General features: G+C 40.7%; 12 protein-coding genes. 8 read left to right on the plus strand and 4 right to left on the minus strand.

From position 1 onward, the window contains the following. The first annotated feature begins 90 nt into the window (after positions 1–90). Positions 91–2,871 carry a TonB-dependent receptor gene (locus ACVCDT_RS05425; protein ID WP_447131748.1) on the plus strand — a complete coding sequence of 927 codons (2,781 nt, stop codon included), beginning with the start codon at positions 91–93 and terminating at the stop codon, positions 2,869–2,871. A 68-nt stretch (positions 2,872–2,939) separates the two neighbouring features. Further along, positions 2,940–4,427, plus strand: a complete 1,488-nt coding sequence (locus ACVCDT_RS05430; protein WP_447131749.1) for a tryptophan halogenase family protein — start codon at positions 2,940–2,942, stop codon at positions 4,425–4,427. Positions 4,428–4,432: 5 nt separating this feature from the next. Here the strand turns inward: ACVCDT_RS05430 and ACVCDT_RS05435 are convergent, their stop codons facing one another. After that, positions 4,433–4,663, minus strand: coding sequence for an RNA recognition motif domain-containing protein (locus tag ACVCDT_RS05435; protein ID WP_447131750.1), 231 nt, complete (start codon positions 4,661–4,663; stop codon positions 4,433–4,435). A gap of 135 nt (positions 4,664–4,798) precedes the next feature. Here ACVCDT_RS05435 and ACVCDT_RS05440 point away from each other — a divergent pair, with 135 nt between their 5' ends. From ACVCDT_RS05440 to hppD, 4 genes are all read left to right on the plus strand, one after another. Further along, the gene (locus tag ACVCDT_RS05440; RefSeq protein WP_447131751.1) at positions 4,799–6,757 is read left to right on the plus strand and encodes an alpha-amylase family protein; all 1,959 of its coding nucleotides are present in this window, start codon (positions 4,799–4,801) and stop codon (positions 6,755–6,757) included. Continuing rightward, positions 6,754–7,602 (plus strand): alpha/beta hydrolase, encoded by an 849-nt coding sequence (locus ACVCDT_RS05445; protein WP_447131752.1) that lies wholly within the window; start codon positions 6,754–6,756, stop codon positions 7,600–7,602. The genes ACVCDT_RS05440 and ACVCDT_RS05445 overlap by 4 nt, the downstream gene beginning before the upstream one ends. A gap of 42 nt (positions 7,603–7,644) precedes the next feature. Then, on the plus strand, positions 7,645–10,074 hold the full coding sequence (locus tag ACVCDT_RS05450) for a glycoside hydrolase family 31 protein (RefSeq protein ID WP_447131753.1): 2,430 nt from the start codon (positions 7,645–7,647) through the stop codon (positions 10,072–10,074). Between the two features lie 289 nt (positions 10,075–10,363). After that, entirely contained in the window at positions 10,364–11,437 is a 1,074-nt protein-coding gene (gene hppD, locus ACVCDT_RS05455) for a 4-hydroxyphenylpyruvate dioxygenase (protein WP_447131754.1), read from the plus strand. A 749-nt stretch (positions 11,438–12,186) separates the two neighbouring features. On the opposite strand, the gene ACVCDT_RS05460 is transcribed toward hppD, so the two are convergent. Next, on the minus strand, positions 12,187–12,570 hold the full coding sequence (locus tag ACVCDT_RS05460; RefSeq protein ID WP_447131755.1) for a rhodanese-like domain-containing protein: 384 nt from the start codon (positions 12,568–12,570) through the stop codon (positions 12,187–12,189). Positions 12,571–12,637: 67 nt separating this feature from the next. Beyond that, positions 12,638–13,393 (minus strand): sulfite exporter TauE/SafE family protein, encoded by a 756-nt coding sequence (locus ACVCDT_RS05465; RefSeq protein ID WP_447131756.1) that lies wholly within the window; start codon positions 13,391–13,393, stop codon positions 12,638–12,640. Positions 13,394–13,466: 73 nt separating this feature from the next. Here ACVCDT_RS05465 and ACVCDT_RS05470 point away from each other — a divergent pair, with 73 nt between their 5' ends. Next, positions 13,467–14,345, plus strand: a complete 879-nt coding sequence (locus ACVCDT_RS05470) for an MBL fold metallo-hydrolase (RefSeq protein ID WP_447131757.1) — start codon at positions 13,467–13,469, stop codon at positions 14,343–14,345. A gap of 138 nt (positions 14,346–14,483) precedes the next feature. Further along, complete coding sequence (locus tag ACVCDT_RS05475; protein ID WP_447131758.1) at positions 14,484–14,780, plus strand: ArsR/SmtB family transcription factor; 297 nt, start codon at positions 14,484–14,486, stop codon at positions 14,778–14,780. Positions 14,781–14,809: 29 nt separating this feature from the next. Here the strand turns inward: ACVCDT_RS05475 and ACVCDT_RS05480 are convergent, their stop codons facing one another. Continuing rightward, entirely contained in the window at positions 14,810–16,168 is a 1,359-nt protein-coding gene (locus tag ACVCDT_RS05480; RefSeq protein ID WP_447131759.1) for an MATE family efflux transporter, read from the minus strand. Positions 16,169–16,186: the final 18 nt, after the last annotated feature.

Genomic DNA, 16,186 nt, shown 5'->3' on the forward strand with positions numbered 1-16,186 from the left:
TTGCTCAAATCAACATAAGTGTAAAAAGCCTATTTCGAATTTATTCGAAGGTTTAAAACACAAAGCTAAAACCAAGAACAGGACGCACATATGAAACAGTTTAAACACCACCTTATCAAGGCTGCGCTAATCACTAGCGGTTTTGCCTTTGGTATTTCGCCTACTATGGCGCAAGAAAATACTGAAGAAGCATCAGTAGATGACGTAGAAGTCATACAGGTTAGTGGCCTTCGTGGCAGTATTATTGAATCTATCAATACTAAGCGTTTTTCGTCTAGTGTTGTAGAAGCAATCACCGCCGAAGATATTGGTAAATTACCTGATTCATCTATTGCTGAGTCTATCGCTCGTTTACCAGGTCTAACTGCTCAACGTCTTGATGGACGTGCGAGTCGTGTAAGTATTCGTGGTTTTGGCGAAAACGAAAGCGGCACAACCTTTAATGGTCGTGAACAAGTATCAATTAGTGATAACCGTGGTGTTGAATTTGATTTATACCCGTCAGAGATTATGTCGGGCGTTACAGTATATAAAACCCCTAATGCTAGCTTAGAAGCTGAAGGTATTGCGGGTATTATTGATATGCAAACCATTAAGCCGCTAAGTATTGATGAGCGTGTTGTTCAATTTAATGGTCAGCTAGAAAAAACCAGTTTTGGTAAATTAAACCCAGATGGTGATGATTCTGGTTTCCGCGGTACTTTTGCTTACATAGATAAGTTTAACGATGACACTTTAGGTGTGGCATTTGCGGTAACAGGTATGAGTTCTCCAAACCAAGAAAAACGTTGGAACGCTTGGGGTTATCCTGGATTTGAAGTGGATGGTAATAGCTATTCGATTCTTGGTGGAGCAAAACCTTTTGTTCGTTCATCTACTCTAGATCGTGATTCAGCTATGTTAGTGGTGCAGTCTACTCCTAACGATAATTTAGAAATGACTTTTGATGCCTTATATGTTGATTTTACCGATCACAAAATTTTACGTGGTATTGAAATTCCATTTGCATGGGGACAAGGATCTATCTCTCCTGATTCAGCGACTATTGATTCTGCATCAGGCTTCCTTACATCAGCGACCACAGAAGGTCAGCGTGTTGTAGTGCGTAACGATTATGAAGATCGTAAAGCAAAAATGACTAACCTAGGCTTTAATGCCAAATATTTAGTTAGCGATGAACTATCGATTGAATTTGACGCAAGTTTGTCAAAAGTTGACCGCGATATTTGGAGTGTTGAAAGTTATTCAGGTACAGGTCGCGGAAATGATAATGGTGTGGCCGATACTATTGGTTATACCTTCGATGGCGGCAACACAGGTGCACAGTTTACCCACGGATTAGATTATTCTGACTTTAATCTTATTCAATTAGGTGGACCATTAACTTGGGGTTGGAGCAGTGCCTTAAACGAGAAGTTTAATACAGTAGGTACGCCATTTGAAAACGCAGCACAAGATGGTTTCATTAACGCACCATCAATTGACGATGAGTTAAGTGCGCTTAAACTAGCTGCTACTCAGAACTTAGGTGGTGAAGTTATTTCTGATATTACTTACGGTATGTCTTACCGTGCTCGTGATAAAGAGAAGCATTCTGAAGGTTACTTCATGACCTTAAATGACTTCCCTAACACAGTAGTAGTACCAGACCAATATCGTGAAGGCTCAGCGTCTTTAGAGTTTATTGGAATGGGTGACATGGTTGCCTATAACACTGCTGGTTTAATTAACGATGGTTTTTATTCGTTAACCAAAGAAAGCTTAACTAACCCAACACATGCAACTAAGTCTTGGGCAGTAAGTGAAAAAGTTACCTCTGCCTTTATCCAAGCTGATATTGATACAGAAGTTTCTGGTTTAGCTTTAACTGGTAACATGGGTGTACGTTATGTTCACTCTAAGCAAAACGGTAAAGGTGCGGCATTTAACACAGTTGATGGTTTAGTCGTTACTTCTCCAACTGATGTTGATCACTCATACAGCCATGTATTACCAAGCTTAAACTTGTCACTTCGTTTAGACGATGCGCAAATGTTACGTTTTGGTGCGGCTAAAACTATCTCTCGTGCCCGTCTAGATGAAATGAACGCTTCTATTAGTGCAGGTTACAGCCAAACACCTGACGGCAATGGTAACAACTGGAGTGTCAGTGGTGGTAACCCAGCACTAGAGCCAAAAGAAGCCATTGGTATTGATTTAACCTACGAAAACTACTTCAGTGATGAAGGTTACTTCTCAACAGCCTTGTTCTATAAAGACATTACAAACTGGATCTTTGATGGTACTTATGAAGTTGCACTAGATGGTGTGGCGATCCCTGGTACAACTACTATTCCACCCAATCCAAATGCCAGTGGTTCTGGTAAGCAAAATGGCGGTGGCGGTAACTTATGGGGTTATGAAATCTCACTAACCTTACCCTTTAAAGTCTTTAGTGAAGAGCTTGATGGTTTTGGTATCAGTGCTAGTTACACTGGCGTGAAATCAGACATTCAAGATATCAATGGTAACGATTATGAATTACCAGGCTTGTCAGATAGCATTTCTAACGTAACAGTGTATTACGAAAAAGAAGGTTTCCAGTTCAGAACAAGTGTTCGTTCTCGTGCCGACTTTAAAGGCGATGTATACGGCCTAGGTTTTGATACTGTGCAAGTTGATATAATCGGTGAAACTATTGTTGACGCGCAAATTGCTTATGACTTTGGTGAAGCTGGATTTGAAGAGCTAGAAGGCTTATCAGTATTCGTTAGTGGTGCTAACTTAACCAACGAACCTTTCACTTCTCTACAAGGTGAAAATCATTTACAAGTACGTGATTACCAAGACTATGGTAAAACTTATTTGTTAGGTGTTAGCTACAAAATGTAATAGCGTTAGTGTTATTAATTAAGCCCTTGTAATATACAAGGGCTTTTTTATTTATAGAGGTAAGGTGAGTGGAAAGTCACGCGGTAAAACATGTTGTAATAGTAGGGGGAGGTACAGCCGGCTGGCTCAGCGCTTCACTACTTACAAAAATATTAGGCAAATGTATTAAGATTACCCTGGTTGAGTCTGAGCAAATAGGCATAGTTGGGGTAGGTGAGGCAACCATTCCGCCTATGTTGAATTTTAATAATGCATTGGGCATAGACGAAAAAACCTTTATTAAAGAAACCCAAGCCACTATTAAGCTTGGTATCGAATTTACCAACTGGAAAGAGCAGGGCCATAGCTACATGCATGCTTTTGGTATGGTGGGGAAAAACTTTCCATTTTGTGACTTTCAACATTTTTGGAATGCTAGCCAAAAGTTAGGCATACAATCAGACTTTTGGGATTTTTCGTTAAATTACCAAGCAGCCAAACAAAATAAATTTTCCCCCTTACAACAAATGGAAGGCAACTTGCCTGGCTTAGCCTATGCCTATCATTTTGATGCAGGCTTGTACGCTAAGTTTCTGCGTGGTTACAGCGAAAAATATGGGGTAACCCGTATAGAAGGCTTAATCGACCAAGTTCATTGCAACCAAGAGACTGGTTTTGTTGAATCAGTCAGCCTTGAAAGTGGTGAAAAAATTAGCGGTGACTTATTTATTGATTGTTCAGGCGCCCGCGCCTTATTAATCGAGAAAACCTTAAATACTGGCTTTGAAGATTGGTCACACTGGTTGCCTTGTGATCGTGCCATGGCCGTGCCTAGTGAATCTGTATCACCTATTACACCTTATACCCGCTCCACAGCCCATGCTGCAGGGTGGCAATGGCGTATTCCGCTGCAACATAGAATAGGCAATGGCATAGTTTATAGCAGCAAACACATGAGTGACGAGCAAGCGAAAGCTACTTTATTGTCGAACCTAGATAGCAAAGCGCTAGACGAGCCACGTATTATTCCATTTAAAACAGGTATAAGACGCAAACAATGGAATAAAAATGTGGTGAGCATTGGTTTATCAAGTGGCTTTTTAGAGCCCCTAGAATCCACCAGTATTCATTTAATACAAACCGCTGTCATTCGTTTAATTAAACACTTTCCCTTTAGCAAAATCAGCCAAACCGAAGTAGACAGCTTTAATCAGCAGTCTCGTGTTGAAATAGAAAAAATTCGCGACTTTATTATTTTGCATTACAAGCTTAATCAAAGAGACGAAAGCGAATTTTGGCGCATGTGCCAACGCATGGACATTCCCCAAGGATTAGCCGATAAAATGGCTTTATATAAAAATACGGGCAAGATTTTCCGTGATCAAGACGACCTCTTTACCGAAGTCGCTTGGCAGCAAGTATTGATAGGGCAGGGGCTGCAAGCCGATTGCTCACACCCCTTAGCTAATACCTTAAGTAAAGCGCAAATAGAGGACTTATTGGTAAACCTTAAAACTATAGTGGATAGGAATGTGGCTAAACTGAGTAGCCATAGTGAGTTTTTAGCCAGTTTGTAATTAATCTAGGCGTATTTTACCCGAATTTTATTTGCACCTAATTGGCTGTCGTTAAGGTTTTTAACGGCAGCCTTAGCTTCACCAGGTTTAGGAATTTCAACAAAACCAAAGCCTTTAGACAAACCGTTGGTTTCTTTTACTATGCTGCAAGATTGTACTTTGCCATAAGTCTCAAAGGCTTGTTGTAATTCTTGTTCTGTGGTTTCTCTGTCTAAATTTCTGATCAATATTTTCATGGCGGGTAACGGCTTTTAATGAATGAGGCGAGATAATAGCAGCAAATCAGGTTTTTCTGAATACGTATGTAAAAGACTGCTAGCTTTCATTAGCTAGGGTATGATTTAACTCGCTTTTTAGTAGGAAGAGTATTTATGTTTACCAGCAAATTTTACCCAAGAGTCAAACGTTTATGCATGTTGAGCTGTGTTGTTGCAGTGACGGCTTGCACCACTCACTCTGCTCAAGACCTCACCCCCAAGCAGACCACTAAACCAGTAAGTGATTTAGGTGAAACTCAGATGAATAGTCAAGCTAAGCCTGTGGTATACCAAGTTTTTACGCGTTTATTTGGCAACACTAATACTACAAACAAAGCCTGGGGAACCAAACAAGAAAATGGCGTGGGTAAATTTAGTGACTTTACTGATACGGCTTTGCAAGGTATCAAAGAGTTGGGTACCAGTCATATTTGGTATACAGGTGTGCCTCATCATGACGTGATCACCGATTACTCAGAGTATGGCATTAGCCATGATGATCCAGATGTTGTAAAAGGTCGAGCCGGATCACCTTATGCCGTTAAAGATTATTATTCGGTGAATCCAGATCTAGCCGACAATCCAGCCAATCGATTAGCCGAATTCGAAGCTTTAATTGCTCGTACCCACAAAAATGGCATGCGAGTGATTATCGATATTGTTCCTAACCACGTGGCCCGCAATTATCAATCTTTAGCTAAACCAGCAGGGGTAAGCGACTTTGGAGAGTTTGACGATACCAGTGTTGAATATGCTCGTGATAACAACTTTTATTATGTTGTTGGCCAAGATTTTAAGGTGCCTGAGTTTTTAGATGGCTATTTACCTCTAGGTGGTGAGGCTCACCCTTTAGCAGATGGAAAATTTAATGAGTCACCAGCAAAATGGACCGGCAATGGCTCTCGTAAAGCGCAACCGCATTTTCATGATTGGTACGAAACAGTTAAAGTGAATTACGGGGTTAAACCCGATGGTAGTTATGACTTCGCGGTTTTGCCTCAATCTTATCGCCAACTGGATGTCCAGGCCCATGCTGAGTTTTGGGCTAATAAAGACGTACCAGACTCTTGGAAAAAATTTCGCGATATTACTCATTATTGGTTAGACAAAGGGGTAGATGGGTTTCGTTACGATATGGCCGAAATGGTGCCAGTGGAGTTTTGGAGTTACTTAAACTCCTCTATAAAAGTAAAGAACCCTCAAGCATTTTTACTGGCTGAAGTATATAACCCAAGTTTGTATCGGGATTACCTGCAACTAGGAAAAATGGATTACCTGTATGACAAAGTCGAGTTTTATGACGAACTTAAAGCCATAATGCAAGGTAAGCAAGCCAGTGCCGTGTTACACCAAATTCAAACTAAACATCAAGACATTGAAGCGCACCTGTTGCACTTTTTAGAAAACCACGACGAACAGCGCATAGCCAGTGATGACTTTGCTGGCAAAGTGGGCGGGGCGCAAATGGGCTTGCCAGCTTTAGTTGTATCTGCCTTAATTAGTCGCTCCCCAACTTTAATCTATTTTGGCCAAGAAGTAGGTGAAGATGGCAGCGAAGATCTAGGTTTTGGTGACCCTACTCGAACCAGTATATTTGACTATGGTGGTGTACCTGCCCATCAAAGGTGGATGAACAACGGAAAATTTGATGGTGGGCAACTCAGTCAAGAAGAAACCCAACTGCGCAATTATTATAAAAAAGTTATGAATATTTCAGCTTTTCATCCTGCAATGCAAGGGCAGTATTTACCTTTAGCGATAAAAGCTGAGCAAGTAAAAGACACGGCAACAGGTTCGCCAGTAGGGGCAGAGCAAGCCAATAAGATCATGGCCTTTGTACGCTATCAAGCAGAGCAAAAGTTGTTGGTGATAAGTCACTTTGAGCAACACAAAAGTGTAAAGCTTAATTTAGTCCTAAACCAAGGGCTGTTAAACAAGCTTGGGTTAAGCCAAGGCGAAAATGAAGGGCTCGATCTTTTAACTAATAAAACCTACAAGGTTCAAGTTGATAAGCAGATGGGCAAGTTAGAGCTTAGTTTAGCTCCCTTGCAATCTTTGGTGATCCAACTATGAATCTAAAGCTTACATCTATCTTACTACTCTGTGGCCTTTTATTAGGCTGCAGTGAAGCGCCAGTTAAAGCCCAGTCTACCGCCAGCAGTAATGTGCAAGTATTACCCTATCCATTTTTAATGGATGGACTAGATAGGCAAAGAACAGTCAGATTATATCTGCCACCTAGTTACGCTGAATCTAACCAAACTTATCCAGTTATCTATATGCATGATGGGCAAAACTTATTTGATGATGCTAGCTCTTATGTGGGTGAATGGGGAGTAGACGAAACCCTAAATCAGCTAGCTGAGAAACAAAACTTCGAAGTGATAGTGGTAGGCATAGATCACGGTGATGAGTTTAGAATGAATGAACTCTCACCTTGGCCAAACCCGCGTTTTGGTGAGGCGCAAGGCAAACAATACATGGATTTTATTGTTGAGGTAGTAAAGCCTTATATAGATAGTAATTATCGAACTAAAAGTGAAAGAGCGTCTACTGCCATTATGGGCAGTTCAATGGGTGGACTCATTTCGCATTATGCCCTGCATGCTTACCCACAAGTCTTTAGTAAAGCCGGCATATTTTCACCTTCTTATTGGTATTCAGAAGATGTATTTCATTTTAGCGCACTTAAAAAAGCCGCGTTAGATGCGCGTATATATGTGATGTACGGTGACAAAGAAGGAGACGGCATGATCAGTGATACAGACAAAATGATGCGTCAACTTAAACAACAAGGTCACCCCAGACAAAACATGCTGTTTAAACGTGTTGCGGGCGGTGAGCATAACGAAAAACTGTGGCGCAGTGAGTTTGGCGAAGCGGTATTATGGTTATTTCAAACTCAAACCTCTGAGTAGTTTTATTCAATCTCTTATTATTCTAATTACAAGTGACTCAATATGTTTTTAACTCTAAATAAACCTTGGATGTATAGATTAAGTTTATGCCTTAGTGCTGCGTTGTTGCTACTTAGTAGCTTTGCTGCGTTAGCCGAAAATTATCTAAGCCATACACAGCAACAAAACTCTGTAGTGGTCAAAACCGATCAAGGTACTGTCACCCTGAGTGCTATTTCGGCCAATGCATTTGAAGTACTTTATGCGGTTAGCGAAAGCCCACAATTACCTTCTTTTGCGTTAGATAAATCACACCCTAGTGGGACTTTGACAGTAAAAAACACCAGTAATAGTTTAGTTGTGAGTACAGGGACATTAACCGCAGTGGTTGATAAGTCGCCGCTAACTATTCGTTATTATCAAGGCAAAAAATTATTGTTAGAAGAAGAGTCTGGCTTATATGTAAAAGACTCGGAGCTGGGCTTTCGTTTTAAATTACAAGCACAAGAAAAGCTCATAGGCGGCGGACAACGTGTGTTAGGTATGGATAGGCGAGGGCACAAGTTTCCGCTGTATAATAAAGCTCATTATGGCTATACCACAGAATCTAACCAGATGTACTTTGGCTTATCGGCAGTATTGTCGAATCAAGGTTATGCATTAATATTTGATAACTCGGCTAAAGGCGAAATGGATTTAGGTCATACTCAAGCCGATATTATGCAATTCTCGGCCGTTGGTGGTCGCACATCTTATGTACTAATAGGTGGAGAAAGCTACCCAGATATAATCCATAACTTTGTTCAAGTTACCGGCAAACAACCTTTACCTCCACGCTGGGCGCTAGGCAACTTTGCCTCTCGATTTGGATACAAAAGCGAGCAACAAACCCGAGAAACAGTCCAAGGCTTTATCGATAAAGACTTTCCGCTCGATGCAGTTGTGCTTGACTTGTATTGGTTTGGAAACGACATCAAAGGCTTTATGGGCAATTTGGCGTGGGACAAAGAATCTTTTCCCACACCCGAAAAAATGATTGCCGACTTTAAGCAGCTTGGCGTTAAAACCATTCTTATTACTGAGCCTTTTGTGTTATCTACGTCAGATAGATGGCAAGAAGCGGTAGAGCAACAAGTGTTAGCCAAAGATGCATCGGGTCAACCCAAGCGTTTTGATTTTTATTTTGGTAACACTGGTTTAATTGATGTATTTGACGATAAGGCCAGTAAGTGGTTTACCGATATTTACCACAACTTATACCAGCAAGGGGTAAAAGGTTGGTGGGGAGATCTAGGTGAGCCTGAGGTGCATCCTGGCGACAGCCTTCACCAGTTTAATGGTTTAAGCGTAACTGGTGACGAAATTCATAACGCTTATGGACATATGTGGGCCCAGCGAGTGTACAACAATCAATTGGCCATTGCCCCCAATGAACGTCCATTTATCATGATGCGTTCTGGTTTTGTTGGCTCTCAGCGATTTGGTATGTTGCCTTGGACAGGCGATGTTAGCCGTTCTTGGGATGGACTAAAGCCGCAAGTTGAATTAGCCCTGCAAATGAGCTTATTAGGCTTGGCTTATACACATTCAGATTTAGGCGGTTTTGCTGGCGGGGAAAAATTTGATCAAGAGTTGTATATTCGCTGGTTACAATATGGTGTGTTTCAGCCAGTATTTAGGCCTCATGCACAAGATAATATTGCCCCAGAGCCAATTTTTCACGATCAGCAAACCCAAGATATTGTGCGTACTTTTGTAAAATTAAGGTATGCCATGTTGCCTTACAACTATTCCTTAGCTTACCAAAATAGCTTAACTGGAATGCCATTAATGCGCCCAGTGTTTTTTGATGACCCACAAAACCATGCATTAATTGCCGAAACAGAGCGTTATTTTTGGGGCGATGCACTGCTCGTTCAGCCCATTACTGAGCCTAATTTAAAGCAAGTTACTATGAGTTTGCCCAAAGGTTTATGGTTCGACTTTTGGACTGACAAAAAGTATCAAGGTGAGCAAGCTATTAAACTAAAAACTCAGCTAGATAGACTACCAGTAATGGTCATAGCAGGGGCGTTCTTACCTATGGTAGAGCCAGTACAAAGTATCGATCATTACCATACTAAGTCACTACAAATGCACTATTATGCCCATGATAATAAAGGCCAAAGTCAGTACACTTTATATGATGATGATGGCCAAGACCCTCAGGCTATTGCCAACTCGGCTTATCAAAGCATAAGGTTCAGCGCCGCACAAAATGCGAATAAACTGACATTAAGCATGGCTCATCAAGGGCAATATAAAGGCATGCCAAAGTCTCGGACTTTAGATTTTATTTTGCATAACTGGCCAGCTAAACCTCAACGTATACTGAGTGAGGTAAATGGCCAAAGCTTGCCATTGTCCCCTGAGCAAGTGCGTTGGGATGCTGACAAAAAGCTGTTATTTATAAACCTAGAGGTAAGCGAAGATTTGGTTCTGCATTTACAGTAATAGAGCAAAAATGCTTTTTACTTAGTGGGTGTTTGGCAGAGCGCTTTAATATGCATTGTATTAAATTATTTACAATTTCACCCACATAGGCCTTAAATCCTACTTAATAGAAAATGCCCTAATCGGGCATTTTTTATTGAAATCCTTTAAGCTTCTGACTTTAAAAATTTGCGTCAGCAACGCATCAAAAAACTAACTTGCTAAAACCTAAGTTTATTAGTTTGTATCCGTCCTTTTTATAAGGGCGAATACAAAAAGGTTTTAGACATGACTAACAAGAGAGCAAGCAATGGCAGACTTATTTGATAATCCAGCTGGATTAGACGGATTTGAATTTATAGAATTTTCAGCGCCGGAAAAAGGGCAATTAGAAAAAGTATTTACTGCAATGGGCTTTACTCAAATTGCTAACCATCGCACTAAAGATGTACAGTTATGGCGACAAGGTGGCATCAACCTAATCGCTAACTACGAGCCAAAATCAGCTGCTTGGTATTTTGCCCGCGAACATGGTCCTTCGGCCTGTGGTATGGGTTTTAGAGTTAAAAATGCAGTTAAGGCTTATGAGCATCTTTTAGAACAAGGCGCAGAGCCAGTTAAAGTAGAAACTGGTCCTATGGAATTACGTTTACCAGCTATTCGTGGCATCGGAAACTCAATTATCTATTTAATTGACCGCTACGGTGATGACTTAACTATTTACGACATTGACTTTGAATACATTGAAGGGGTAGACCGTAATCCTGTAGGTGCTGGTTTTAAAGTAATAGATCACCTAACTCATAATGTTTATGGCGGCCGCATGAAATATTGGGCTGACTTTTATGAAAAACTATTTAATTTCCAAGAAATCCGTTTCTTCGACATTAAAGGTGAATACACAGGTTTAACTTCTAAAGCGCTAACGGCACCAGATGGTAAAATTCGTATTCCACTGAATGAAGAAGGTGAGGGCGGTAAAGGCCAAATCGAAGAGTTCTTACGTGACTTTAACGGTGAAGGTATTCAGCATATTGCCTTTAGTTGTGACGATTTAGTGGCGTGTTGGGATCGTCTAAAAGACATGGGTATGCCATTTATGACGGCTCCCCCTGCAACTTATTATGAGTTACTTGAAGGCCGTTTACCAAACCACGGTGAGCCGGTTGAAGAATTACAATCTCGCGGGATCTTAATGGATGGTACCACTGAAGGTGGCCCACGATTATTACTGCAAATCTTCTCAGAAACCCAACTTGGACCGGTATTCTTTGAATTCATCCAACGTAAAGGTGATGATGGTTTTGGAGAAGGTAACTTTAAAGCCTTATTTGAATCAATTGAGCGTGACCAAATTAATCGTGGTGTATTAAACGCTGAGTAAACAGTTAATCTACAAAAATAAAGATTAATACTAGATAGGGCGAGATAAGAGTATCTCGCCCTTTTTTATTCTAAATGAGGTAACTCATAGCGGAATTTAACCTTTCTGTTTAGTGTTCAGACATTTTTTAACAGCCAGCTCAAGACAGATTTCAGACGCTAATTTAATCGGCTTTTAATTGCTACTAAGTGCCAACAATCGTCATTCCCAACTCGATTGGTAATATCGGATTGGTGTTATTTGCGGTCGCTTACACTCTTACTTATAACTCCGTCATTGGAGCTTGTAGCAGTAAGCGCTCTTTGAGGATATCTAAGATATTACATCTCGCCGTCGGCACAGATATTGAAGATATTAAACGTCATTCCCTCGGAGGAGGGAACCCACTAATAATTACCGTACAGGCAATTTATGTACTGTAAATCAGTATGATAGGAGTGATCTTTCATCCATTTTAACTCTGGAAATAACATACATTTTTGACTTCACAGATGTTGCAGGAGATTCCTTCCTCCGAAGGAATGACGGGGGATAAACGGGAGGGGGCAGTGTCGGCTTTCTTAGTGAACTTGTCTTACGTCATAGTCTAGCCGCATGACCGCATCTCAAGCATTGCTTCTATTAATTTTACGGTACGTCAATGCCTCTATTACAAACTTAGGAGACTGTCAGTTTTAATCTCGCTGTGTTTATGAAAATGTTAGATTGAATGCTGACTAATCCATTTACAACGCACCTATGGATTTACTTTATTCAGAGGTAGCATAACCTAAAGTTCGCCATTGATTGATCCCGCCTTTTAACGAGTAAACCTGCTTACAGCCCATTGTTTGTAGCGACTTAGCTGCTAAAGCAGAGCGAGCTCCAGAAGCACAGTAAAGTAAAATGGGTTGTTGTGCTAACCATGCTTTATGCTCTTCTAAGTTGTCGAACTGTTTAAGGCTAAAAAGTTTAGCTTCTAACATGCCTCTAGGAATAGAGATAGCATTAGGTATTAAACCCGTTGCCAATTCTTTTTCTTCGCGTATATCAATAATATAGCTAAACTGGCTTGAGTTTTGTTCTAACGCTTCGGCCTCTACTTCATTAATTTGTTGCTGAACAGAGGCTACATATTCTTGGTAAGATAACATTTTATCTCCTTTTGATATTGTGCTGCTTTGCCAATCACACAGCTGTTTTTAAGTAAAATTGACCTGTCTAATTAAAATAATTTAAGCCTAAATTAATCACTAAACCTAAAGATACCAACACTAACAAAGCCGCAAAGGCTCGCTTTAGCAGTGTTTGATTAAGCTTAGTGGCAAAGTGTTGGCCCACAATCACCGCTAGCATCCCCACAGCCGCCATTACAACAATAACGCTGAGATCTACCACTGGCATATTAGGAGAGAAATACAGGGTGCTGAAGGCAGTCATGCCGTTTACGGCAATCAGGATTAAACTATTGGCTACGGCTTGTTGCATACTAAGCCCAGCATATATCACCAATGCTGGTACTAATAAAAAGCCGCCGCCTATTCCCACTAAACCTGTTACTAACCCAGTCATTAGTGCTGCAAGGGTTAATTTAACTGGATGGCTAACCTGAGTGCTAGATACGGCATTTGAGTAAAACATTTTATAGGCTGCAATCAACATAATGCAGCTAAGCAGCAGTGTTTGTATGCCATTGGGCAATAATGTTCCTAGATAGGCGCCCGCAGAAGCAGCAGGCAAACTAGCCAACATAAAAATGAGCAGTACTTTAAATTGTAATAACTTGGCTTTAAGGCTAGAAAATATGCTGCTAAAAGCAATTACCGAGACTATAGCTAATGAGCTGGCGATAGCGGCTTTTTCTTCCATGCCTAAAATCAGCATTAATGCTGGCACAGTTAAGATAGAGCCACCGGCTCCTAATAAACCTAAACTTAACCCTACTATCAAGGCAGAAATAAATAACAAGCTATACATGCCTAACGCCTTTACTTTTAATATCGTATATTTATAATATACGAATTAACTAATGAGCTCTAGGATTTTTTTTATGCCAGTTTCAGTAGAAGTGTTTTTTCATCAAGATACAGGTACTGCCAGTTATATGGTTGTTGATCCATCGGGTAAACATGCGGTGATCATCGATAGTGTGCTTGATTTAGATTTAGCTTCAGGCGAGGTTGCTGCCACTATAGCCGATCAGCAACTGAATTTTGCTAAAGAAAACAAGTTAACTATTGATTGGATCTTAGAAACCCATGCTCATGCCGACCATTTAAGTGCCGCTGCTTATTTAAAAGCTAACACTCAGGCAAAAATAGCTGTAGGCAAGGGCATTCAACAGGTGCAAAAACACTTTAGTCAAATTTTTGCCAACTTAGCTCTGGACGGATCTAACACAGGCGGTTTTGACCTATTGTTGACAGAACAAGACCAGCTTAGTTTTGGCCAAGGCAAGATAAATATTTTAGCCACACCAGGGCATACAGACGACAGCATTAGTTACCTAATAGAAGATAATATTTTTGTTGGCGATACCTTATTCATGCCAGATGGCGGCACGGCCAGATGTGATTTTCCCGGTGGTAGCGCCAAAAAGTTATGGAACAGCATTGAAAAAATTTATCAATTACCAGAACAGACTAAAATTTGGGTATGTCACGATTACCAGCCCAATGGACGCGAAGTACAGGTTCAAACAACTGTGGCACAAAGTAGAAAGAACAACATACATATTAACCAAAATAGCCAATTGGAAAACTATGTCGAAATGCGTAATAAACGTGACAAAACCCTAGCGGTGCCAAGGTTAATCTATCCGTCTCTACAGGTAAATTTAAGGGCAGGGCAGTTGCCCGAACCGGCAAAAAATGGCATTCGGTTTTTGACTATTCCACTTAATGAAAAAGCTAAAGTCACTAATGATTAATATGCTAAGAATTTCACTAAAGGGCAAAGTGCAGCTAAATCTAGGGCTGATTGAGGCTATTCAGCCGAAAGGTTTGGTCTTAGGTTTTAGGCTTGGTAATATATTCAACTTTAACCATTCTTACCTAAAGTTACCCTAATGCAGCTTTCAGACATGCAGGCAAATGCCGAACAAGCCGCCGAGCTATTAAAGGCTATGGCAAATAAACATAGGCTGTTGATCCTATGTACCTTAAATAACAAAGAAATGTCTGTGTCTGAGTTAAATGCAAAGATCAATATCCCTCAGTCTACTTTATCTCAACATCTAAGTGTTTTAAGGCGTGATAACCTAGTAAAAACCAGACGCGATGCACAAACCATTTTTTATTCTTTAAGTAGCCCAGAGGTAAAATTGATCATTGCTACCCTTAATCAGGCATTTTGCCAAGAATAAAACTACAGCCTAAGCTCGAATCAAATGGGTTAGTTGGCTAATGCCTGACGTATATGTTTGTTTTGTATGTACTTTAAGCGTAGCCCCAGAGTAACAGCAGCGGTACTGAGCCCACAAATAAAGCCAATCCAAAAACCGGCTGCCGCCATTTTCGGCACTATCCAATCGGTTAACCCCAATATGCAACCTATAGTTAGGCCCACTCCCCAATAAGATAAAAAGCTTAAATAAAACATTGCAGCTGTGTCTTTGTAGCCACGCAGCGCGGTGCCAGAAATCACTTGTATGGCATCTGAGAACTGAAACATAGCAGCTAACCACAACAAACTAGAGGCTAATTCTATAACAAGAGGATCTATGCTGTATAACTCACTGATGGGCACTCTGGCAAAAATAGTTAAGGTGGCAGTAAACAGCGCTATGCTAATGCCTAAAACAAAGGCGCAGTGGGTAGCAATTTTGGCTTGTTGCGGATTATTTTCACCCAATAAAAAGCCGACTCGAATGCTGGTTGCCATACCAATACTTAACGGGATCATAAACATAAGCGCCGAAAAGTTTAAAGCTACTTGATGCGATGCCACTACTACTGCACCAAAAGGCGCAAGTAAGATAGCAACGGCAGCAAATAAGGTTACTTCAAATAAGATGGTCATGGCGATGGGAAAACCTAACATTAAGCATTCCATCATGTCTGCGTAATTAGGGCGATTAAAGCTATGATACAAATTAAACACCGCCAGCTTTTTAGATTTTAAGGTGTATAACCAAGTGGCAACACACATAGCCACAAACACCGCGGCAGTGGCAATGCCGCAACCTGCGCCGCCCATTTCGGGTAGGCCAAATTTGCCATAAATGAGCATGTAATTAGCAGGAATATTCACCAATAAACCTATCACCATAATGATCATACTAGGTTTAGTAATAGACAACCCTTCGCAATAGTTTCTCAATACTTGATAGAGGGCAAAGGCTGGCATTGAATATAAAATAAAACGAATATAATCAATGGTAATGGCCCGCAAATCGTCAGCCATTTCTATATATTGCAATAAGGGTTCAAATACAAAACCAAAAGCCAAGGCGAATAATGAAAATATCAAGGCTAGGTAAGCCATTTGCTGCGTATAGTTGCCAACTTTAGCGGTAGATTTAGCCCCATTAAAGCGCGATAGAATAGGGGGCAGAGCCAATGTAATGCCTTGAATAAATACTATTATGGGTAAGGTAAAACCAAAGCCAATGGCCACGGCTGCCATATCTGTGGCTGAATACCGCCCCGCCATAATGGTATCTGAAACACCCATTAAGATTTGGGTGATCTGGGCAATAAGTAATGGCCATGCTAAGTGCACTATGGTTTTTAATTCTTGTTTAAATGCCACTCTATGTCTCTATGTGTT

The organism is Paraglaciecola aestuariivivens, assembly GCF_052983255.1.